Source organism: Micromonospora sicca, from assembly GCF_003172935.1.
In the GTDB taxonomy this organism is placed as follows: Bacteria; Actinomycetota; Actinomycetes; order Mycobacteriales; family Micromonosporaceae; genus Micromonospora; species Micromonospora sicca.
This window is the reverse complement of record NZ_QGKS01000173.1, coordinates 19057-40479: the sequence shown is the minus strand read 5'-3', so window position 1 is coordinate 40479 and position 21423 is coordinate 19057. Positions and strand designations below refer to the sequence as shown.

Here is a 21423-nt window from a genome sequence, read left to right as displayed (position 1 = left end):
TCGTAGGTGAGGACGGGGGTGTTGTCCCCGCGGAGCAGTTCCAGCCGGACCAGCTCGCCGCCGGTGAAGCGGGTGGCGCCGGTGAGACGGACGTCCTCGCCGGGGGCGGCGAGCCAGGAGCCGATCTGCTCCGTCGCGCCGTCCGGGCCGTGGGCCACCAGCCGGAAGGTCCACGCCTGGCGGTGCCCGCCCCACTGGTCGTAGCCGCAGTGCATGGTGACCTGGGTCCCCCAGTCGGTGCGGGTCAACCCGATCTCCGCGTGCACGGGCACCGTGCCGGCGACCGGCCGCATGGCCACCATCGGCACCTCCGCAGGGTCGGCCGCGTCCGGACGGGCCAGGGTCACCCCGACCCCCACCAGCAGGGCGAGCACGGCGGCGGCGAGCGCGGTCAGCGCGTACCGTCGGCGGGACCGGGATCGCGCGCGGCGCTGGCGGTCCCGGGCGGCGGAGAGCAGCGCGGGCAGCCGCGAGGTCTCGGACGCGGACGGGAGGAACTGCTCCAGCCCGGCCGGGTCGAGCCGACCGAGGAGCCCCGGCAGGACCGCGATCTCGGCCACTGCCTCCCGGCAGGTCGCGCAGCCGGCCAGGTGCCGCTCGTACGCGGCGCGGTCGCCGGGAGCGAGGGCGCCCAGCACGTACGCGCCGTCGTCGTGCGCGAACTCGCAGCGGGTCATCGGGTCACCCCCATCTCGGCCAGGACCAACCGTAGTGAGCGCAGCGCGTAGTGGGTGCGCGACTTGACCGTGCCCGGTGGCACGCCGAGCCGGGCGGCGGCCTCGGCCACCGACCGTCCCTGGTAGAAGCACTCGACCAGCACCTCGCGGTGGGTCGGGCTGAGCTGGTTCAGCGCCTCGGCCACGGTCCACGCCTCCACCGCGCGCTCCGTTTCGTCGACCGTGTCGGCGGGCTCGGGCAGCTCGTCGGTGTAGACCTCGCCGACGCGCGTGGACCGGCGCCGCCAGGCGTCGATCGCCAGGTTCCGGGCGGTGGTGAAGAGCCAGGCGCGGACCGAGCCGCGGGTGGGGTCCAGCGCCTCCGGGTGCCGCCACGCCCGCAGCAGCGTCTCCTGCACCAGGTCCTCGGCGCGCGTCCGGTCGCCGTTGACCAGCCGGAGGGCGTGCGCGAAGAGCGCGTCGGCGTGCTCGTCGTGCAGCGCGCGCAGCAGTTGGGCGTCGTGGTCGGTGATGGCGGACACCTCGCTCTCGACGGCGGGTCCGGGCGGTGCGTTCGCCCGTCAATACGTGCGGTGGCCCCGATCGGTTCACCGCAGCTCGCGCCGCATGTATTCATACCCGGTTCACATCTCGGCCGACCCGCGCTCACCGGGTCCTGGCAGCGTCCGCCCGGTAGGCGCGCGGGTGATTCCGCCGTGCCACCGACGACGTCGCCCAGCGCCGAGTCCGCCTCGGCAGTGTGGAGCAGGGTCTTGGTGCGGCCGTCCTCGACGAGCTGCTCCAGCCGCGCGGGCACACGGAGCAGTCGTCTTGCCCGCGACGCGAGGAACCGAGGCCCGGCGGCGGGGTCGGCGTGAACGTCCCGCTGACGTTCCCCGTGGCGGTCCGGCGCTGGACCGCCGCCCGAAGGGCCCCGCTTCCCGCCAGGGACGGGGCCCTTCGCGCCGCCCCGAGCGGAACGAGACGCGGCAGGTCCGGTGTCCCGGCCGGCCGACCCGCGACCGGCGGTGCCGGTCAGCCCTCAGCGGCGATGCCGTCGGCGACGGCCCGGGCGACGGTGAGTAGCTTGGCCCGGACCACCCGGGCGGAGGTCATCATCTCGCTGGCTGGCAGCGCGCAGGCCAGCACCACCCGACGCTCGATGTCCTTGTCCGGGGTGACCAGCACGGCGGCGCAGGCCACACCCTGCCGGAACTGCCCCAGCTCCAGCTGCATGCCGCGCCGGTCACCGGCGGCCAGGTCGGCCTCGAACGCCTCGACGGTGGTCAGGGTGGCGCTGGTGAACGGGCGCATGCCGTACTCGCGCAGGTAGCGGAAGCGCTGCTCGGCGGTGAGGGTGGCGAGCAGGCTCTTGCCGAGCGCGGTGGCGTGCGCGCCCTCGTCGAAGCCGGGCACCAGGTCCTCCAGGTACGGCGACCGCGGCCCCTCGGCGACCGCCGTGACGGCGACCTGGCCGCCCACGAAACGCCCGAGGTAGTGGCTGTACCCGGTGTCGACGGCCGCCCGGCGGAGCGACTCACCGACCGCCTGCGGCCCGCGGAACGCGGTCACCAGTTCGCGGTAGCGGTCGGCCACCTCCAGCCCCACGATGTATGTCCCGTCCTCGCGGCGGATCACGTAGCCCTCGTATGCCAGGGTGCGCACCAGGTGGTACGTGGTGGCCACGGTCAGCTCGCAGCGGCGGGCGATCTGCTTGACGGTCAGGCCCTTGGGCGCACGACCGACCGACTCGAGCACTCGAAGCGCGCGGGACACGCTCCGGATCAGGTCCGAAGGTTCCGCCAAGGGGTCGCGCACAACCACCTCCGCCGCCGGGGACTTACACCATATGAAAAACAGGCCGAGTGCGAAATGCCTGTTCGGATCGAGGATGCCAGATCACCGGGCACGGGCCGTGCACCGACAGACACGATCCGCTGCCAAAACGTGACGGCGTAGGTTTGCCTGACCATGACCGACACCCTGCTCGACCCCGCACCTCACGCGCCGCGGCGGACCGTCCGCGCCAGCGCGGGCGCCATCGCCACCACCATCGCCTGCGTGCTGCCCGTCTTCCTGGTCGGCGGCCTCGCCGTGCAGATGGCCGACGACCTCCACTTCTCCCCCGCCGGGCTGGGTCTCGCCGTCTCGGTCTACTTCGGGATCAGCGCGCTCGCCTCCGTCCCCTCCGGGGCGCTGGTCGAGCGGTACGGCCCGGCCGTGGTGGCCCGCGCCGGCATCCTGCTCTCCGCCGGCTCGCTGCTGGCCGTGGCGGCGCTGGCGCGGTCGTACCCGGCGCTGGTGGCCCTGCTCGGGCTCAGCGCCGCCGCGAACGCCCTCGGCCAGCTCGCCAGCAACGCCGCGCTGGCCCGGCACGTGCCCGCGCACCGGCAGGGGTTGTCGTTCGGGGTGAAGCAGGCCGCGATCCCGGTCTCCACGCTGCTGGCCGGCGCGGCCGTGCCCACCATCGCGCTGACCGCCGGCTGGCGCTGGGCGTTCGTGGCGGCGGCGGTGGCCGCGCTGGCCGCGCTGCCGGCCGTACCCGTGCAGGAGGGCGGGCGGACCGCGCGGGCCGGCGCCTCCCGCGCCGGCCGGGCGACCTGGGCGCTGGTGGTGGTCGGGCTGGCGGCGACGTTGGCCGCCGCAGCGGCCAACGCGCTGGGCACGTTCGTGGTGGACTCGTCGGTCGGCCGGGGGCTGTCACCGGGCCTGGCCGGCCTCACGCTGACCCTGGGCAGCGCGGTCTGCGTGGTGGCCCGGGTGGGCGCGGGCTGGCTCGCCGACCGCCGGGCCGGCGGCCACGTCGCCCTGATCGCCGGGATGCTGGTGGTCGGCGCCGGCGGGCTGGGCCTGCTCGCGCTGGCCGGCCCGGTGCCGCTGGTCGCCGGCGTGGTGCTCGGCTTCGGTCTCGGCTGGGCCTGGCCCGGGCTGATGAACTTCGCCGTGGTCAAGCTGCACCCGCAGGCCCCGGCCGCCGCCACCTCGATCACCCAGACCGGGGTGTACGCGGGCGGCTGCCTCGGCCCGCTCGCCCTCGGCGCCGTCGCCGCCCACCTCGGCTACCCCACCATGTGGGCCGTCGCGGCGGCGTCGATGCTGGTGGCCGCCACCCTCATGCTCACCGGCAGCCGCCTGCTCACCCACCCCTGACGGCTCTGCCCCGGCCCGCCCTGGGCGGGAGTGCGCCCGGGAGGGAGCGGCCCGGCGCGGGGTCAGCTGGTGCGGTCGGCGATGTAGTCGCAGAGGGATTCGAGGGCGCGGCGGGCCGGGCCCTGCGGGAGGGGGGCGAGCTGGGTCCGGGCGTCCTCGGCGTAGCTGCGCACGGTCTCGCGGGCCCGCTTGAGCGCGGGAGATTCGCGGAGCAGGCCGAGGGCCTCGGCGTGCAGCGCGTCGTCGACCAGCGGGCCGGTGGCCAGGATCTCCCGGAGCCGGACGGAGGCGGCATCGGAGTCGTCCGCGGCGAGCGCGTAGAGCACCGGCAGGGTCGGTACGCCCTCGCGCAGGTCGGTGCCGGGGGTCTTGCCGGACTGGGTCGACTCGGAGGCGATGTCGAGCAGGTCGTCGGAGAGCTGGAAGGCCACCCCGATGATCTCGCCGTACCCGGCCAGCGCCTCGGTGTGCTCGGCCGACGCGCCGCCGAACATGCCGCCGAACCGGGCCGAGGTGGCGATCAGTGAACCGGTCTTCCCGGCGATGACGTTCAGGTAGTGGTCGACCGGGTCCTCGCCGTCCCGGGGGCCGACGGTCTCGGCGATCTGCCCGTGCACCAGCCGGGCGAAGGTGCGCGCCTGCAGGCGGACCGCCTCGGGGCCCAGGTCGGCCGCCAGGTCGGCGGCGCGGGCGAAGAGGTAGTCGCCGACCAGGATGGCGACCGAGTTGGCCCAGCGCGAGTTGGCGCTCGGGGCGCCCCGCCGCACGGCCGCCTCGTCCATCACGTCGTCGTGGTAGAGCGTCGCCAGGTGGGTGAGTTCCATCACCACGGCGGCCGGGACGACCTGCGGCCCGGTCGGGTCGCCGAACTGCGCGCCCAACGCGACCAGCAGCGGGCGGAACCGCTTCCCGCCGGCCTCCATCAGGTGCCGCGCGGCCTCGGTGACGAGCGGGTCGGCGCTGGCCACGCTGGCCCGCAGCTCACCCTCGACGTCCTCCAGCAGGCCCAGCACGGAAGCCTCGACGCGGGGATCGGCGAGCTGCAGGCCGAGCGCGCCGAACTGACCCGTGCCCTCCGGACCCCGACGACCGCCGGAGCCGGTGGCACCTGAACGCTCGCCAGCCGGAATCACCACGTCTTCAACCATGCCACACCCGTTCGACCTGCCCTGGACAGGGGGACACGGACCGGGGGCCGGCACGCCACGGCGTACCGGCCCCCGGTGGGACGACCTCCGTCATCGCACGAATTCGGCGGCACCGTTGGCCAGGTCGAGCAGCGGCGCCGGGGCGACCCCCAGGACCAGGGTGGCGAGCACGCCGATCACCAGGGCCGCCGAGGTGAGCGCGCCCGGCACGGTGACCGTCGGGGTGGCGTCGCCGGGCTCGGAGAGCCACATCATCACCACGACCCGCAGGTAGGGGAAGGCCAGCACCATGCTGGTCACCACGCCTGCCACGACAAGCCACGCGTTCCCGCTTGCCCACGCCGCGCCGAAGACGGCGACCTTGCTCATGAAGCCGCTGGTCAGCGGGATACCGGCGAAGGCGAGCAGGAGGAAGGTGAAGATCGCCGCGAAGAACGGGGACCGCCGCCCCAGCCCGGCCCAGCGGGACAGGTGGGTGGCCTCGCCGTCGGCGTCCCGGACCAGGGTCACCACGGCGAACGCGGCGAGCACCGATAAGCCGTACGCCACCAGGTAGAACATCGTGCCGGAGAGCCCGTCCTTGCTGGGCGCCAGCACGCCCACCAGCAGGTAGCCGGCGTTCGCGATCGACGAGTACGCCAGCAGCCGCTTGATGTCGGTCTGGGTGACCGCCAGCACCGCGCCGACCAGCATGGTCAGCACCGCCACCGCGCCGAGGACCGGGGTGAAGTCCCAGGCCGCCCCGGAGAACGCGACGTGGAAGACCCGCAGCAGGGCGCCGAACGCGGCGACCTTGGTGCAGGCGGCCATGAACCCGGTGACCGGCGTCGGGGCGCCCTGGTAGACGTCCGGCGTCCAGACGTGGAACGGCGCGGCGGCCGCCTTGAAGAGCAGGCCGATGGCGAGCAGCGCCATCCCGGCGAAGAGCAGCACCGGGCTGGCCGGGGAGTCGGTGACCGCGGCGTGCACGGTGGCGAAGTCGACCCCGGCGGTCCGGCCCGGGATGCCGGAGGTGAAGCCGTAGATCAGCGCCACGCCGAAGAGGAAGAACGCCGACGCGTACGCGCCGAGCATGAAGTACTTCATCGCCGCCTCCTGGCTCAGCAGCCGCCGGCGGCGGGCCAGCGCGCAGAGCAGGTAGAGCGGCAGCGAGAAGACCTCGAGCGCGATGAACATGGTCAGCAGGTCGTTCGCCGCCACGAAGATCAGCATGCCGCCGATCGCGAAGGTGGCCAGCGGGTACACCTCGGTGGTCCCGCTCGCGCCCTCGGCCTGCCGCCGGTCGTCGGGCGACTCGGCGGTGACCGCGGCGTGGGCGACGAACGCCCCGCCCCGCTCGATCGAGCGCTCGCCGATGAGCAGCAGCGCCATCGCGGCGAGGACCAGGATCGCGCCCTGGAGGAAGAGCGTCGGCCCGTCCACCGCGATCGCCTGGCCGGCGGTGAGCAGCCGGTCGTCGGAGTTGAGGATGACCATGGTGAGCGCGCCGAGCACCGCCGCCAGGGCGAGCGTGAGCTGCACCGTGTTGCGCAGGCGCCGGGGCACGAACGCCTCGACCAGGACGCCGACCAGGGCGACGCCCAGCATGATCAGGATCGGAGCGAGCGCCGCGTAGTCGATCGACGGCAACTTCAGCTCGGTCATTTTGCGGCCTCCTGGACGCTGCCGACCGTCGGGGCGGGATCGGTCCGACCGACGTCCTGCATGGTCGCGCGGACGGCGGGGTTGATGACATCGGTGACCGGCTTGGGATAGAAGCCGAGCAGCACGATCAGCGCGATCAGCGGGGCGACCACGACCTTCTCGCGCAGGGTGAGGTCGCGGCGCATGCCCTCGACCTCGGTCAGGGCCGGGTTGAGGGTGCCCTGGGTGGTGCGCTGCACCATCCACAGCACGTACGCGGCGGCCAGGATGATGCCGAGCGTGGCGATCACCGCGACCGGCTTGTTGGTGGTGAAGGTGCCGATCAGCACCAGGAACTCGGAGACGAACGGCGCGGTGCCGGGCAGCGCCAGCGAGGCGAGACCGGCGAAGAAGAGCACCCCGGCCAGCACCGGGACGAGCTTGCCGGCGCCGCCGAAGTCGCTGATCAGGGCCGAGCCGCGGCGCGCGATCAGCATGCCCACCACCAGGAAGAGCAGGCCGGTGGCGAGGCCGTGGTTGAGCATGTAGAGCACCGCGCCGGTGCCGGCCTGGGTGGTGAAGGCGAAGATGCCCACGCCGATGAAGCCGAAGTGCGCGATCGAGGTGTACGACACCAGCCGCTTGAGGTCGTTCTGGCCGACCGCCAGCAGCGCGGCGTAGATGATGCCGATCACTCCGAGCGCCAGCGCCCACGGCGCGAACCAGCGCGACGCCTCGGGGAACAGCGGCAGGCAGTACCGCAGGATGCCGAACGTGCCGACCTTGTCGAGCACGCCGACCAGCAGCGCCGCCGCGCCGGCCGGGGCCGCGCCACCGGCGTCCGGCAGCCAGGTGTGGAACGGGAAGAAGGGCGCCTTGATCGCGAAGGCGAGGAAGAAGCCGAGGAAGAGCCAGCGGGCGGTGCCGGTGGAGATGTCCACCTGGCTCAGCGCCTGCCAGTCGAAGGTCTTCCCGCCGACCACCCAGAGGCCGATCACCGCGGCCAGCATGAACAGGCCGCCGACCAGGGAGTAGAGGAAGAACTTCACCGCCGCGTACTGCCGCTGGTGGCCGCCGTAGCTGCCGATGAGGAAGTACATCGGCACGAGCATGACCTCGAAGAACACGTAGAACAGGAAGACGTCGGCGGCGGCGAAGACGCCGATCATCGTGCACTCGAGGACGAGCAGCAGGGCGAAGTAGACCGGCACGGAGCGCTTCGACGACTCGGCGTCGTGCCACGACGCCAGGATCACCAGCGGCACCAGGATCGCGATCAGCATCAGCATGACCAGCGCGATGCCGTCGGCGGCGAAGGTGAAGTTGACGCCCCAGTTCGGGATCCACGGGTACGACTCGCGGAACTGGAACCGGTCACCGTCGGCCTGGAAGGTGATCCACATGATCACCGACAGCACCAGCACCAGCAGCGACCAGCCGAACGCCACCTGCTTGGCCAGCTCGGGCGAGCGGCGCGGCAGCAGGGCCACGACCAGTGCGCCGACCAGCGGTGCCACGGTCAGCACCGAGAGGAACGGGAAGTTGGACATTATTCGGCCTTACCTCCGTCGTGACTGCGTGGCCCGCCGGCGGGGGCGGTCGTGTTGAGGTCGATCACGCCAGCCACCCCGCCTGCACCGCCAGGAACGCCGCCACCACGAGCAGCGCGCCGGTCAGGATCGAGGTCGCGTACGACCGCACGAAGCCGGTCTGCAGCCGCCGGAGCCGGCCCGATCCACCGCCCACCGCGGCGGCGAGGCCGTTGACCAGCCCGTCGACGCCCCGGTTGTCGAGGAAGACCAGCGCCCGGGTGAGGAAGATGCCCGGCTTCTCGAAGACCGCCTCGTTGACGGCGTCCGTGTAGAGGTTCCGGCGGGCGGCGGTGACCAGCACGCCGGCCGGCTGCGGCGCGGTGGCCGTGCCGGTGCGGAACAGCGCCCAGGCCAGCCCGGCGCCGAGCACGGTGACCAGCAGCGAGAGCGCGGTGATCAGCCAGTGCGCGAGGACCGCCTCGTGCCCCTCCTCCTGGCCGCCCAGCCCGCCGGTGGCCTGCAGCCAGTCCGGCACGGAAGTGGCGAGCAGGAAGCCGGCGCCGACCGACCCGATCGCGAGCAGGACCAGCGGGATGGTCATCAGCTTCGGCGACTCGTGCGGGTGCTCGATGTCCTCGGTCCAGCGGGCCGGGCCGTGGAAGGTGAGCACGAAGAGCCGGGTCATGTAGAAGGCGGTGAGCCCGGCGCCGAGCAGCGCCGCGCCGCCGAAGAGCCAGGCGGTCCAGCCCTCCCGCTCGAACGCGGCCACGATGATCGGCTCCTTGGAGAAGAAGCCGGAGAACGGGAACATGCCGATGATGGCGAGCCAGCCCATCATGAAGGTCAGCCAGGTGGCCTTCATGTACTTGGACAGGTTGCCGAAGCGGCGGATGTCCACCTGGTCGTTCATGCCGTGCATCACCGAGCCGGCGCCGAGGAACATGTTGGCCTTGAAGAAGCCGTGCGCCAGCAGGTGCACGATGGCCAGCGCGTACGCCCCGCCGCCGAGCCCGACGCCGAGGAACATGTAGCCGATCTGGCTGACCGTGGACCAGGCCAGCACCCGCTTGATGTCGTCCTTGGCCGCGCCGATGAGGCAGCCCATCAGCAGGGTGAGCGCCCCGACGCTGACCACCACGAGCTGCAGGGTGTGGTTGGCCGAGAAGATCGGGTTGGAGCGGGCGATCAGGTAGACGCCCGCGGTGACCATGGTGGCCGCGTGGATGAGCGCCGACACCGGGGTCGGGCCCTCCATCGCGTCCGGCAGCCACGCCTGGAGCGGGAACTGGCCGGACTTGCCGGCCGCGCCGAGCAGCAGCAGCAGGCCGAGCACCAGCACGGTGGTGCCGGTCAGCGCGCCCACGCCGTTGAAGACCTCGTCGTACTGGGTGGTGCCGAGGGTGGCGAACATGACGAAGATGCCGATGGCCAGGCCGGCGTCGCCGACCCGGTTCATCAGGAAGGCCTTCTTGCCCGCGGTGGCCGCGCTCGGCCGTCCGTACCAGAAGGAGATCAGCAGGTACGACGCCAGACCGACGCCCTCCCAGCCGAAGTACAGCATCACGTAGTTGTTGCCGAGCACCAGCAGGAGCATCGCGGCGACGAAGAGGTTGAAGTACGCGAAGAACCGCCGGCGGCCCTCGTCGTGCGCCATGTACTCGACCGCGTAGAGGTGGATCAGGAAGCCCACCCCGGTGATCAGCAGCACGAAGACCGCGGCCAGCGGGTCGAAGAGCAGGCCGAAGTCCACCTTGAAGTCGCCGACCGAGATGAACTGCCACAGGCTCTGCTCGACCGACTTGTTCTCCAGGCCACGCAGCTGGAAGAAGTAGGTCAGGCCGAGCACGAAGGCGGCGCCGATGGCGGCCACCCCCAGCCAGTGCCCCCAGCGGTCGGCCCGCCGGCCGAGCAGCAGCAGGATCGCCGCGCTTACCAGCGGGATCGCCACGAGCAGCCAGACGCTGCCCAGCAAGCCCGTGGCCTCTGCGTACCGCACAGTCTCTTCCACTTGCTTGCCCCTTAGTACTTGAGCAGGTTGGCGTCGTCGACGCTCGCCGAGCGTCGAGTCCGGAAGATCGACATGATGATCGCGAGCCCGACCACGACCTCGGCCGCCGCCACCACCATCACGAAGAACGCCATGATCTGACCGTTGAGGTCACCGTTGATCCGGCTGAAGGTGACCAGCGTCAGGTTGGCCGCGTTGAGCATCAGCTCGACGCACATGAACAGCACGATGGCATTACGCCGGACCAGCACCCCGACGGCGCCGATGGTGAACAGCACCGCGGCGAGGATCAGGTAGTAGTCGGGGGTCATTTCTTGTCCGTCCCCTTCAGCGAGGTCTCCTCGGCGGTCAGCTCACGGACCGGCAGGATGTCCGGCGTGCTGCGCTCGGTCAGCCGGCCGTCGGGCAGGCGGGCCGGGGTGGCCACCGAGGAGGAGGTGGCGAAGACGCCCGGACCGGGCTTCGGACCGGGGTAGTTGCCGGGGCGGAACCGGGCCTTCATGGTGGCGACCTGGTCCATCCGGTCCTCCTTGCGCCGCTCCACGTGCGCCAGCACCATCGCGCCGACCGCGGCCGTGATCAGCAGCGCCGAGGTCAGCTCGAAGGCGAAGACGTACTTGGTGAAGAGCAGCCGGGCGATGCCCTGCACGTTGCCCTCGGCGTTGGCCTGTTCCAGGCCGACCGCCCGGACGCCGTGCAGGGCCCGGTAGAGGCCGCTGCCAACCAGGCCGGCGAAGCCGAGCCCGAGCAGGACCGCGGCGGTCCGCTGCCCGCGCAGCGTCTCGATCAGCGAGTCCGAGGCGTCCCGGCCGACCAGCATCAGCACGAACAGGAAGAGCATCATGATCGCGCCGGTGTAGACGATGATCTGCACCATGCCGATGAACGGACCCGCCTGGAGCACGTAGAACACGCCCAGGCAGAGCATGGTCAGCACCAGCCAGAGCGCGGAGTGCACCGCGTTGCGGGCCCAGACCATGCCGATCGCGCCGATCAGCGCCAGCGGGGCCAGGATCCAGAAGGTCACCGCCTCGCCGCCGGAGACCGAGGCCGCCTCGGCGAGCACCGTCTGCGTGGTCATGCGCCGTCTCCCTTGCCTGCCGCTGCCCGCTGGGCCGCCTGCTCGGCGCCGGGGAAGGTCACGCCGGGGTGCTCCTCCACCTGGTACCGACCGGGGCCCATCGGCGAGTGCTCGGCACCGGCCGAGGTGCCCGGGTTGGTCAGCGAACCGATGTAGTAGTCCTTCTCGCTGTCACCCAGCCGCATCGGGTGCGGCGGCTGCTCCATCCCCGGCAGCAGCGGCGCGAGCAGCTGCTCCTTGGTGAAGATCAGGTCCTGCCGGTTGTCCCGGGCCAGCTCGTACTCGTTGCTCATGGTGAGCGAACGGGTCGGGCAGGCCTCGATGCAGAGCCCGCAGAAGATGCACCGGGCGTAGTTGATCTGGTAGACGCTGGCGTACCGCTCACCCGGGGAGAAGCGCTGCTCCTCGGTGTTGTCGCCACCCTCCACGTAGATCGCGTCCGCCGGGCAGGCCCAGGCGCACAGCTCGCAGCCGATGCACTTCTCCAGCCCGTCCGGGTGCCGGTTGAGGATGTGCCGCCCGTGGTAGCGCGGCGCCGACACCGGCGGCTTGAACGGGTAGTCGGTGGTGACGACCTTCCTGAACATGTGCGAGAAGGTGACTCCGAAGCCCTTGAACGTTCCGGTGATCGCGCCCACGTCACACCTCCCTGGAGTCCGAGCCGGCGGCGACGTTGGCCGGCTCCCGCTCGGCGACCACGCGCTTGGTGCGCGGGCTCGGTGGTACCTGCAGGTCCATCGGGGGCAGCGGGAAGCTGCCGTGCGGACGGCTGTTGACCTGTTCCTGGAGCGTCGGCCTCGGCTCCCGCCTGCGACTGGGCCAGAAGAGCGTGGCCAGCAGCAGCACGCCCGCGCCGATCGCGGTGGCGAGCAGCCGGTCCCGGGACTGCCAGTCCTCGATCGAGCGCAGCCCGGACAGGACCAGGATCCAGACCAGGTTGATCGGCAGCAGGACCTTCCAGCCGAAGCGCATGAACTGGTCGTAGCGGAGCCGGGGCAGGGTGCCCCGCAGCCAGACGAAGACGAAGACCAGGATCAGCACCTTGCCGAAGAACCAGAGCATCGGCCACCAACCGGAGTTGGCGCCGGCCCAGAAGGTGGTGATCGGCGCCGGCGCCCGCCACCCGCCGAGGAAGAGCGTGGTGGTGACCGCGGACATGGTCACCATCGAGACGTACTCGGAGAGCATGAACAGCGCGAACTTCAGCGAGCTGTACTCGGTCATGAAGCCCGCGACCAGCTCCGACTCCGCCTCGGGCAGGTCGAACGGCGCCCGGTTGGTCTCACCGACGGTGGCGATGAAGAAGATGATGAAGCTGGGCAGCAGCAGGATCGCGTACCAGCCGGGTGCGGCGACCTCCCAGCCGCCGAGGCTCAGCCGCGTGCCGTGCGCCTGCGCGGCGACGATCCCGCTGGTGGACATCGTGCCGGCGGTCATGAACACCGCCACGATGCTCAGCCCCATCGCGACCTCGTACGAGATCATCTGGGCGCTGGAGCGGAGGCCACCGAGCAGCGGGTACGTCGAGCCAGAGGCCCAACCGCCGAGCACGATGCCGTAGATGCCCATCGAGGAGCAGGCGAGGATCACCAGCACCGCCACCGACACGTCGGTGACCTGCAGCGGCGTGTGGTGGCCGAAGATGCTGACCATCGGGCCGAACGGCACCACCGACAGCGAGGTGACCGCGCAGATCACCGAGATGGTCGGCGCGAAGAAGAAGACCACCTTGTCCGCCGTCCGCGGCAGGATGTCCTCCTTGAAGGCCATCTTCAGGCCGTCGGCGAGCGTCTGGAGCAGGCCGAACGGGCCGACCTGGTTGGGGCCGGGCCGGACCTGCATGTAGCCGACGACCCGGCGCTCGAACCAGACGCCGAGCAGCGTGGCCAGCAGACCGAAGACGAAGGCGAAGACGATCTTGCCGAGGACCAGCCACCACGGATCCTTGCCGAAGTCCGCCAGCGTCGGATCCTGCGCCAGGTAGAGGGCGTTCACTGGATACCCCCGGAGTTGAGGAGGGGACCCGGACGACCGGCCGCGTCCGCGGCGACCGGACCGGTCGCGGCGGGCGCGCTGAGCCGTACGACCGTGCCGGACGTCGCGCCGAGGCTGCGCCGCACGGTCGAGCCGGGTGAGTTGGTCGGCAGCCAGACGACGCCGTCCGGCATCTCGGTGATCGCCGCCGGCAGGGTGAGTGCCCCGCGGTCGGTGCCCACCGTGACCGGGTCACCGTCGGCGACGCCGATCGCCTCGGCGGTGCCCTTGCCCAGCCGGACCACCGGCGGGCGCGCGGTGCCGGCGAGGTGCTCGTCGCCGTCGGTCAGGCTGCCCAGGTCGATCAGCTGGTGCCAGGTGGCCAGCACCGCCTCGCCCGGTCCGGGCTGTTGGACGGCGGCCGGCTCGACCGTGGGGACGGGCGGGCGGCCCACCCGGGTCGACGGCAGCGCGCCGAGCTCCCGGCGGACGCTCGTCACGTCGCCGGTGCCGAGCCGGACGTCGAGCTGCGCGGCGAGCGCGTCGAGCACCCGGCCGTCGGTCATCGCGGCGGTCTCCAGCACGGCCTCGAAGGGCCGCAGCCGGCCCTCCCAGTCGAGGAAGCTGCCGGCCTTCTCGACCACCGGGGCGACCGGGAAGACCACGTCCGCCCGGCGGGCCACCGCGCTCATCCGCAGTTCCAGGCTGACCAGGAACGGCACCGCGTCGAGGGCCTGCTCGGCCAGCCGCGGGTCGGCCAGGTCGGCCGGGTCGACGCCGGCCACCACCAGCGCGCCGAGCTGGCCGTTCGCGGCGGCGGTGAGGATGCCGTCGGTGTCCCGGCCGGCCTGGCTCGGGATCACCCCGGCCGCGATGTCCCACGCCTCGCCGAGCTCGGCCCGGGCGGCCGGCTCGGTGACCGGGCGGCCACCGGGGAGCAGGTTGGGCAGGCAGCCCGCGTCGACCGCGCCGCGGTCACCCGCGCGTCGCGGCACCCAGGCCAACTTCGCCCCGGTACGCCGGGCGATGCCCGCCGCGGCGGAGAGCCCGCCCGGCACGGCGCCCAGCCGCTCGCCGACGATCAGGATCGCGCCCGGCGTGCTGAGCGCCTCGGCGACCGTGGCGTGCTCGGCCAGCACGCTGGCCTCCTCGCCCGGCACGACCCGGGCCAGCTTGGCGCCGAGCTTCTCCAGGCCGCGGGTGGCGAACGGCGCCAGCGCGTACACCGTGAGCTTCTTCTTCAGGTACGCCTTGCGCAGCCGCAGGAAGAGGATCGGGCACTCCTCCTCCGGCTCCAGGCCGACCAGCACCACCGCGGGCGCGTTCTCCACGTCCGCGTAGGTGACGTCGGTGACCCCGGCGACGTTGCTGGCCAGGAAGTCGGCCTCCTCGCGGGAGACCGGCCGGGCCCGGAAGTCGATGTCGTTGGTGTTCAGCGCGACCCGGGCGAACTTCGCGTACGCGTAGGCGTCCTCGACGGTCAGCCGGCCGCCGGTGAGCACCGCCGTGCCCCGAGCGCCGTCCCGGGCGGCGCGCAGCCCCTCGGCGGCGCGGGTCAGCGCCTCGCTCCAGGACGCCTCGCGCAGCTCACCGGTCCGCTCGTCGCGGACCATCGGCGTGGTGATCCGGTCGAAGGCGCGGGTGTACTGGAAGGCCCACCGCCCCTTGTCGCAGTTCCACTCCTCGTTCACCGCCGGGTCGTCGCCGGCCAGCCGGCGCTGCACCTTGCCGCGCCGCCAGTCGGTGCGCTGGGCGCACCCGGCGGAGCAGTGCTCGCAGACGCTCGGGCTGGAGACCAGGTCGAACGGGCGGGCCCGGAACCGGTACTGCGCGCCGGTCAGCGCGCCCACCGGGCAGATCTGCACGGTGTTCCCGGAGAAGTACGAGTTGAACGGCACGTCACCCGCGTCGCCCTCCTCGCCGTACGCGTCGTCCCGGTAGATGTTGATCTCCTCGGCGGACGACCGGCCCATCAGGTCGATGAACTTGTCGCCGGCGATCTCCTCGGAGAACCGGGTGCAGCGCTGGCAGAGCACGCAGCGCTCGCGGTCGAGCAGCACCTGGGTGCTGATCGCCATCGGCTTCTCGTACTCCCGCTTGTGCTCGTGGAAGCGCGAGTCGGTGCGGCCGGTGGACATGGCCTGGTTCTGCAGCGGGCACTCGCCGCCCTTGTCACACATCGGGCAGTCCAGCGGGTGGTTGAGGAGCAGCAGCTCCATCACCCCCTCCTGCGCCTTCTTCGCGACCGGGGAGGTGAGCTGGGTGCGGACCACCATGCCGTCGGCCACCGTCTGGGTGCAGGAGGCGACCGGCTTGCGCTGGCCCTCCACCTCCACCAGGCACTGCCGGCAGGCGCCGGCCGGGGCCAGCAGCGGGTGGTCGCAGAAGCGCGGGATCTCGGTGCCCAACTGCTCGGCGACCCGGATCAGCAGCGCGCCCTTGGGGGCGGTGACCTCGACGCCGTCGATGGTGAGGGTGACGGTCTCGGTCTGCTTGGCTACGTCGGTCATTAGTGGGCTCCCACCAGCTGCTTGTCCGACAGCTTCGGCGCGGTACGTCCCTCGATGTAGTCGAGGTAGTCCTGCTTGAAGTACTTCAGCGACGAGGTCACCGAGCTGGTGGCACCGTCACCCAGGCCGCAGAACGAGCGGCCGAGGATGTTGTCGCAGGTGTCGAGCAGGGTGTCCAGGTCCTCGTGAGTGCCCTGGCCGGCGAGGATCCGTCGGTAGACCCGGACCATCCAGTAGTTGCCCTCCCGGCACGGGGTGCACTTGCCGCACGACTCGTGGTGGTAGAACTCCAGCCAGCGGTAGGTCGCGTACACCGGGCAGTCCTGGTCGGAGAAGATCTGGGTGGCCGTGGTGCCCAGGATCGAGCCGGCCGCCGCCACCCCCTCGAAGTCCAGCGGCACGTCCAGGTGCTCGGCGGTGAGCAGCGGGGTCGACGACCCGCCCGGGGTCCAGAACTTCAGCTCGTGCCCGGGCTGCATGCCGCCGGCCAGGTCGATCAGCTCGCGCAGGGTGATCCCCATCGAGCACTCGTACTGGCCGGGGTTGGCGATCCGGCCGGACAGCGAGTAGATCATCGGCCCGGAGGACTTCTCCGTGCCCATGGTCTTCCACCAGTCCGCGCCGCCGAGCACGATGTACGGCACGCTGGCGATGGTGCCGACGTTGTTGACCACCGTCGGGCTGGCGTACAGGCCGTGGGTCGCCGGGAACGGCGGGCGCAGCCGGGGCTGGCCCCGGAAGCCCTCCAGCGAGTCCAGCAGCGCGGTCTCCTCACCGCAGATGTACGCCCCGGCGCCGGAGTGCACCACCAGTTCCAGGTCGAAGCCGCTGCCCATGATGTTCCGGCCCAGGTAACCCTTGGCCCGCGCCTCGGCCACCGCGTTGCGCAGCCGGCGCGCGGCGTGCACCGCCTCGCCGCGGATGTAGATGTAGGCGCGGTTGGCCCGGATCGCGTACGACGCGATGATCACGCCCTCGACCAGCGAGTGCGGGTCGTGCGTCATCAGCGGCAGGTCCTTGCAGGTGCCCGGCTCGCCCTCGTCGGCGTTGACCACCAGGTAGTGCGGCTTGCCGTCGCCCTGCGGGATGAAGCCCCACTTCAGACCGGTCGGGAAGCCGGCGCCGCCGCGGCCGCGCAGCCCGGAGTCCTTGATCAGCTGGATCAGGTCGTCCGGGTGGGCGTTGAGCGCCTTGCGCAGGGCGGCGTAGCCGTCCAGCTTCTCGTAGGTGCCGATCCGCCAGGCGTCCGGCGACAGCCAGCGCTTGGTCAGCACCGGCGTCAGCTTGGCCAGCGTCTCCGGCCGAGGAGTGGTCACTTCTGGCCCCCCGTTTCGCTCGCGACGGTCGGGCTCGCGCCGTTGGCGCCCGTCGACGCTTCCTTGAGGTTGCGCTCCTGCGCCCCGGCCTCGTCACCGGCGGGCTTGCCGTCGCCGGCCGGCGGGTTGGCCGCCGCGCCGGCGGCCGCCGCCTCCTGGGCGTCGCGCGGCGCCGGCGCGGTGCTGTCCGCCGGGACCTTGGTGCCGGGGGCGTCCGGCACGGCGGTCCGCGCGTCGGGCTGCCGGGTCTCGGCGGTACGCACCTGCGGCGACTTGTCGTCCGGCGCCTTCACGTCCGGGGCCGTGCTGCCGGCCACCGACTCCGGCTCGGCCGGCTCGGCCGTCCCCGCCTTCGCGGCGGGGTTGGCCGCCCCGTCTCCGCCCTTGACCGGGGCGGCGGCGGCCTCGGCGGGGGCGGGCTTGGCCGCCTCGGCCTTCGCCTTCGCCTGCGCCGCGGCCTGGTCGGCCTCGGCCTTGCTCCGGATCGGGGTGTTCGGGTCGAAGCCCGGCACCGCGATGCCGTGCTGCTCGGCCAGGCGCAGGCCGCGCAGGCTCGACTCGCCCGGGCCGCCGTCGGCGACCGCGCCCTCGCGCTCGTCGGCGAAGCCGGCGAGCTGCACGGCCATCTCCTTGAGCGTGCAGAGCCGGGCGCCCCGGGTCGGCATCGGCCGGCCACCGGCGCGCAGCTCCTCGACCACGCCGACCGCGCCCTGCGGGTCGACGCCGTCGAAGAAGTCGTAGTTGACGGTCATCACCGGGCCGTAGTCGCACGCCGCGAGGCACTCGGCGTGCTCCAGGGTGATCTTCCCGTCGGCGGTGGTCTCGTCGTGCCCGACGCCGAGGTGCTCGGCGAGGGTGTCGTAGACCTCCTGGCCGCCCAGCACGTTGCACATCGTGTTGGTGCAGACGCTGACCAGGTAGTCGCCGGTCGGCTTGCGCTTGTACATGGTGTAGAAGGTGGCCACCGCGCCGACCTGGGCCTTGTTCAGCCCGAGCACCTCGGCGCAGAACTCGACGCCGGCCGGGGAGACGTAGCCCTCCTCCGACTGGACCAGGTGCAGCAGCGGCAGCAGCGCCGAGCGGGACCGGTCGGCCGGGTAGCGGGCGATGATCTCCCGCGCCCGCTCGCGCGTCTGCTCAGTGAAAGTCGTCATCAGAGTCGCCTTCCGTTCGCGACTGCGGGGCTCGCAAGCTCACTCCTCGCGCTCACCGGTCACAACCACCCATCACGGGGTCCAGCGAGGCGCCACCGGCGATCACGTCGGCGATCAGGCCGCCCTCGGCCATCGCCGGGAGGGCCTGGAGGTTGACGAAGCTCGGCTCCCGGTAGTGCACCCGGTAGGGCCGGGTGCCGCCGTCGGAGACCGCGTGCACGCCCAGCTCGCCGCGGGGCGACTCGATGCCGACGTACACCTGGCCCGGCGGGACCCGGAAGCCCTCGGTGACGAGCTTGAAGTGGTGGATCAGCGACTCCATCGACTGACCCATGATCTTGGCGACGTGCTCCAGCGAGTTGCCCATGCCGTCCACGCCGATGGCGAGCTGCGCCGGCCAGGCGATCTTGCGGTCGGCCACCATCACCGGGCCCGGCTTCAACCGGTCGAGGGCCTGCTCGACCAGCTTCAGCGACTCCCGGATCTCGGCGAGCCGGACCTGGTAGCGGCCCCACACGTCGCCGTCCGGGTGGGTCGGCACGTCGAACTCGTACGTCTCGTAGCCGCAGTACGGCATGGTCTTGCGCAGGTCCCAGGCGAGACCGGCGGAACGGAGCACCGGACCGGTGACGCCGAGCGCCAGGCAGCCGGTCACGTCCAGCACCGCGACGCCCTTGGTCCGCTCGGTCCAGATCGGCTGCCTGGAGAGGAGGTCCTCGTACTCCTTGAGCTTCTTCGGCATCATCTTGAGGAAGTTCCGGATCTTGACGATCGCGTCGTCCGGCACGTCCTGCGCCACGCCGCCCGGCCGCACGTACGCGTGGTTCATCCGCAGGCCGGTGATGGTCTCGAAGATGTCGAGGATGTGCTCCCGCTCGCGGAAGCCGTACAGCATGATCGAGATCGCGCCCAGCTCCATGCCGGTGGTGGCCAGCCAGACCAGGTGCGAGGAGACCCGGTTCAGCTCCATCATCAGCACCCGGATGGTGTTCGCCCGCTCGGTCACCTCGTCGGTGATGCCGAGCAGCTTCTCCACCGCCAGCGCGTACGCCGTCTCGTTGAACAGCGGCGCGAGGTAGTCCATCCGGGTCACGAACGTCGAGCCCTGGACCCAGTTGCGGTACTCCAGGTTCTTCTCGATGCCGGTGTGCAGGTAGCCGACGACCGAGCGGGCCTCGCGGACCGTCTCGCCCTCCAGCTCCAGGATCAACCGGAGCACGCCGTGCGTGGACGGGTGCTGCGGACCCATGTTGACGACGATCCGCTCGTCGTTGATCGGGTCGGTGCCGGAGACGACCTGGTCCCAGTCCCCACCGGTGACGGTGAAGACCCTGCCCTCGGTGGTCTCGCGCTCGGTCGCGTAGTTCGACGTGGTCACTGGTAGGACCTCCTACGGTCCGGCGGGGGAATTTCCGCACCCTTGTACTCGACGGGGATGCCGCCGAGCGGGTAGTCCTTGCGCTGTGGGTGCCCCTCCCAGTCGTCCGGCATGAGGATCCGGGTCAGGTTGGGGTGGCCGTCGAAGACGATGCCGAACATGTCGTACGCCTCCCGCTCCTGCCAGTCGGCGGTCGGGTAGACGGCGGTGACGCTCGGCAGGTGCGGGTCCTCGACGGAGACCGCGGCCTCCAGCCGGACCCGGCGCCGGTAGGTCATCGAGGTGAGCTGGTAGACCACGTGCAGCCGGCGCTCGTCCGCACCCAGGTAGTCCACCCCGGACACCGAGGAGCACAGCTCGAAGCGGAGCGCCAGGTCGTCCCGCATCACCTGGCAGACCTCGGCGATCCGCTCGGGGCGGACGTGCAGGGTCAGCTCGCCGCGGTCGACGACGACCTTCTCGATCGCGTCGCCGAAGGCGGGGTACGCCTCCTCCAGCGCGTCGCGGACCTCGTCGAAGTAGCCGCCGTACGGCCGGGGGGTCTCCTCGACCGGCTTGCGCTGGCGGACCAGGCCGCCGTAGCCGGAGACGTCGCCGGTGCCGTGCATGCCGAACATGCCGCGCCCGGCCGGGCTGGCCGGCGGGTACTCCGCCGGTGCGCCGCTGGTGGCGCCGGCCGGGGTCGTCGGCACCGGCACGCCGCCGTTCGCCTTGTTGTCAGGTGCGGTCATTTCTTCACGCCCTCGTGCGGGTGGAGGTGGTTCTGAGCCTTCATCCAGTTCTCGATCCGCAGCTGCTCCTCGCGCCCCTCGCGGACCGCCTTCGTCCACTCGGCACGCCGGGCCTTGTCGTTGCGGTACGACGACGGCATCGAGCCGTACGGCACGACGGGCACGTCACCGCGCTCCTTGCGGGCCTCCAGCATCTTGCGGCCGTTCGCGCCCAGCGGCTCGTACATGATCTTCTCGCGGAGCTTGAGGATCGCGTCGATGAGCATCTCCGGCCGGGGCGGGCAGCCCGGGAGGTACATGTCGACCGGCACCACGTGGTCGACGCCCTGGACGATGGCGTAGTTGTTGAACATGCCGCCGCTGCTCGCGCAGACGCCCATGGAGAGCACCCAGCGGGGCTCGGCCATCTGGTCGTAGATCTGGCGCAGCACCGGGGCCATCTTCTGGCTCACCCGGCCGGCGACGATCATCAGATCCGCCTGGCGGGGCGAGGCGCGGAAGACCTCCATGCCCCAGCGGCCCATGTCGTAGTGCGGACCGCCGGCCGCCATCATCTCGATGGCGCAGCAGGCCAGGCCGAAGGTGGCGCCCCAGACGGACGACTTCCGCGACCAGTTGACCAGCTTCTCCACGGAGGTGAGCAGGACGCCGGCGGGAAGCTTCTCCTCGATACCCATCTGCCGTACCTCCCTCAGTCCCAGTCCAGGCCGCCGCGCCGCCAGACGTAGGCGTAGGCGACGAAGACCGCGACGATGAACATGACCATCTCCACGAAGCCGAAGATCGGCAGGGCGTCGAAGGAGACCGCCCAGGGGTAGAGGAAGATGATCTCGATGTCGAAGACGATGAAGAGCATCGCCGTCAGGTAGAACTTGACCGGGAACCGGCCACCGCCGACCGGCTGCGGGCTCGGCTCGATGCCGCACTCGTACGCCTCGAGCTTGGCCTTGTTGAAGCGCCGGGGACCGGCGAAGCGGGCGGCGGCCACGGAGAACAGCGCGAACCCCGCGGCGAGGGCGAACAGCCCGATGATCGGTGCGTAAGGCGAGAGCGTCATCGTTATCTCCTGCTCGTCCTTCCCTGCCCTCGGTGGCTGGCCAAAATCACACTATTCACGTCCCTCACGACCTCGGCCGGCGGGGGGGTCGATCTTTGTCGGATC

General features: G+C 71.7%; 19 protein-coding genes. 1 reads left to right on the top strand and 18 read right to left on the bottom strand.

Annotated features, from left to right (window positions below; all coding sequences use genetic code 11):
- From DKT69_RS09505 to DKT69_RS09495, 3 genes are all read right to left on the bottom strand, one after another.
- Positions 1–677, bottom strand: a 677-nt coding sequence (locus tag DKT69_RS09505; protein WP_109801212.1) for an anti-sigma factor family protein, incomplete at its 3' end; no start/stop codon positions are given.
- Complete coding sequence (locus DKT69_RS09500) at positions 674–1168, bottom strand: sigma-70 family RNA polymerase sigma factor (RefSeq protein ID WP_236647421.1); 495 nt, start codon at positions 1166–1168, stop codon at positions 674–676. The genes DKT69_RS09505 and DKT69_RS09500, both read right to left, overlap by 4 nt.
- 523 nt (positions 1169–1691) lie before the next feature.
- On the bottom strand, positions 1692–2474 hold the full coding sequence (locus DKT69_RS09495) for an IclR family transcriptional regulator (RefSeq protein WP_109801211.1): 783 nt from the start codon (positions 2472–2474) through the stop codon (positions 1692–1694).
- Between the two features lie 153 nt (positions 2475–2627).
- On the opposite strand from DKT69_RS09495, the gene DKT69_RS09490 reads away from it, so the two are divergent.
- Positions 2628–3806 (top strand): MFS transporter, encoded by a 1179-nt coding sequence (locus DKT69_RS09490; RefSeq protein ID WP_109801210.1) that lies wholly within the window; start codon positions 2628–2630, stop codon positions 3804–3806.
- 62 nt (positions 3807–3868) lie between these two features.
- Here the strand turns inward: DKT69_RS09490 and DKT69_RS09485 are convergent, their stop codons facing one another.
- From DKT69_RS09485 to DKT69_RS09415, 15 genes are all read right to left on the bottom strand, one after another.
- Positions 3869–4954: a polyprenyl synthetase family protein gene (locus tag DKT69_RS09485; protein ID WP_109801209.1), complete on the bottom strand. Its 1086-nt coding sequence runs from the start codon at positions 4952–4954 to the stop codon at positions 3869–3871.
- Between the two features lie 90 nt (positions 4955–5044).
- Positions 5045–6598: an NADH-quinone oxidoreductase subunit NuoN gene (gene nuoN, locus DKT69_RS09480; RefSeq protein WP_109801208.1), complete on the bottom strand. Its 1554-nt coding sequence runs from the start codon at positions 6596–6598 to the stop codon at positions 5045–5047.
- Complete coding sequence (locus tag DKT69_RS09475) at positions 6595–8127, bottom strand: NADH-quinone oxidoreductase subunit M (protein WP_109801207.1); 1533 nt, start codon at positions 8125–8127, stop codon at positions 6595–6597. The genes nuoN and DKT69_RS09475 overlap by 4 nt, the downstream gene beginning before the upstream one ends.
- Before the next feature lie 64 nt (positions 8128–8191).
- Positions 8192–10117 (bottom strand): NADH-quinone oxidoreductase subunit L, encoded by a 1926-nt coding sequence (nuoL, locus tag DKT69_RS09470; protein ID WP_109801206.1) that lies wholly within the window; start codon positions 10115–10117, stop codon positions 8192–8194.
- A gap of 11 nt (positions 10118–10128) precedes the next feature.
- Entirely contained in the window at positions 10129–10428 is a 300-nt protein-coding gene (gene nuoK, locus DKT69_RS09465) for an NADH-quinone oxidoreductase subunit NuoK (RefSeq protein WP_088959269.1), read from the bottom strand.
- Positions 10425–11198: an NADH-quinone oxidoreductase subunit J gene (locus tag DKT69_RS09460; protein ID WP_109801205.1), complete on the bottom strand. Its 774-nt coding sequence runs from the start codon at positions 11196–11198 to the stop codon at positions 10425–10427. Before DKT69_RS09460 ends, nuoK begins: the two co-directional genes overlap by 4 nt.
- The gene (gene nuoI / locus DKT69_RS09455) at positions 11195–11836 is read right to left on the bottom strand and encodes an NADH-quinone oxidoreductase subunit NuoI (protein ID WP_109801204.1); all 642 of its coding nucleotides are present in this window, start codon (positions 11834–11836) and stop codon (positions 11195–11197) included. Before nuoI ends, DKT69_RS09460 begins: the two co-directional genes overlap by 4 nt.
- Before the next feature lies 1 nt (position 11837).
- On the bottom strand, positions 11838–13193 hold the full coding sequence (gene nuoH / locus DKT69_RS09450) for an NADH-quinone oxidoreductase subunit NuoH (RefSeq protein WP_109801203.1): 1356 nt from the start codon (positions 13191–13193) through the stop codon (positions 11838–11840).
- Positions 13190–15682: an NADH-quinone oxidoreductase subunit G gene (locus tag DKT69_RS09445; RefSeq protein ID WP_109801202.1), complete on the bottom strand. Its 2493-nt coding sequence runs from the start codon at positions 15680–15682 to the stop codon at positions 13190–13192. The genes nuoH and DKT69_RS09445 overlap by 4 nt, the downstream gene beginning before the upstream one ends.
- Positions 15682–16998 (bottom strand): NADH-quinone oxidoreductase subunit NuoF, encoded by a 1317-nt coding sequence (nuoF, locus tag DKT69_RS09440; RefSeq protein ID WP_109801201.1) that lies wholly within the window; start codon positions 16996–16998, stop codon positions 15682–15684. The genes DKT69_RS09445 and nuoF overlap by 1 nt, the downstream gene beginning before the upstream one ends.
- A complete protein-coding gene (gene nuoE, locus DKT69_RS09435; RefSeq protein WP_109801200.1) occupies positions 16995–18152 on the bottom strand; it encodes an NADH-quinone oxidoreductase subunit NuoE in 1158 nt (385 codons plus the stop codon). The genes nuoF and nuoE overlap by 4 nt, the downstream gene beginning before the upstream one ends.
- A 52-nt stretch (positions 18153–18204) precedes the next feature.
- The gene (locus DKT69_RS09430; RefSeq protein WP_109801199.1) at positions 18205–19530 is read right to left on the bottom strand and encodes an NADH-quinone oxidoreductase subunit D; all 1326 of its coding nucleotides are present in this window, start codon (positions 19528–19530) and stop codon (positions 18205–18207) included.
- The gene (locus DKT69_RS09425) at positions 19527–20261 is read right to left on the bottom strand and encodes an NADH-quinone oxidoreductase subunit C (protein WP_109801198.1); all 735 of its coding nucleotides are present in this window, start codon (positions 20259–20261) and stop codon (positions 19527–19529) included. The genes DKT69_RS09430 and DKT69_RS09425 overlap by 4 nt, the downstream gene beginning before the upstream one ends.
- The gene (locus tag DKT69_RS09420) at positions 20258–20938 is read right to left on the bottom strand and encodes a NuoB/complex I 20 kDa subunit family protein (RefSeq protein WP_109801197.1); all 681 of its coding nucleotides are present in this window, start codon (positions 20936–20938) and stop codon (positions 20258–20260) included. The genes DKT69_RS09425 and DKT69_RS09420 overlap by 4 nt, the downstream gene beginning before the upstream one ends.
- Before the next feature lie 14 nt (positions 20939–20952).
- Positions 20953–21318, bottom strand: a complete 366-nt coding sequence (locus DKT69_RS09415; protein WP_109801196.1) for an NADH-quinone oxidoreductase subunit A — start codon at positions 21316–21318, stop codon at positions 20953–20955.
- Between the last annotated feature and the right edge of the window lie 105 nt (positions 21319–21423).

Coding starts and splice junctions, on each gene's coding strand:
- DKT69_RS09445 (WP_109801202.1), bottom strand. CDS start 15,682: ATGACCGACGTAGCCAAGCAGACCGAGACCGTCACCCTCACCATCGAC.
- DKT69_RS09485 (WP_109801209.1), bottom strand. CDS start 4,954: ATGGTTGAAGACGTGGTGATTCCGGCTGGCGAGCGTTCAGGTGCCACC.
- DKT69_RS09490 (WP_109801210.1), top strand. CDS start 2,628: ATGACCGACACCCTGCTCGACCCCGCACCTCACGCGCCGCGGCGGACC.
- DKT69_RS09425 (WP_109801198.1), bottom strand. CDS start 20,261: ATGACCGCACCTGACAACAAGGCGAACGGCGGCGTGCCGGTGCCGACG.
- nuoE (WP_109801200.1), bottom strand. CDS start 18,152: ATGACGACTTTCACTGAGCAGACGCGCGAGCGGGCGCGGGAGATCATC.
- DKT69_RS09420 (WP_109801197.1), bottom strand. CDS start 20,938: ATGGGTATCGAGGAGAAGCTTCCCGCCGGCGTCCTGCTCACCTCCGTG.
- DKT69_RS09415 (WP_109801196.1), bottom strand. CDS start 21,318: ATGACGCTCTCGCCTTACGCACCGATCATCGGGCTGTTCGCCCTCGCC.
- nuoN (WP_109801208.1), bottom strand. CDS start 6,598: ATGACCGAGCTGAAGTTGCCGTCGATCGACTACGCGGCGCTCGCTCCG.
- DKT69_RS09475 (WP_109801207.1), bottom strand. CDS start 8,127: ATGTCCAACTTCCCGTTCCTCTCGGTGCTGACCGTGGCACCGCTGGTC.
- nuoK (WP_088959269.1), bottom strand. CDS start 10,428: ATGACCCCCGACTACTACCTGATCCTCGCCGCGGTGCTGTTCACCATC.
- DKT69_RS09460 (WP_109801205.1), bottom strand. CDS start 11,198: ATGACCACGCAGACGGTGCTCGCCGAGGCGGCCTCGGTCTCCGGCGGC.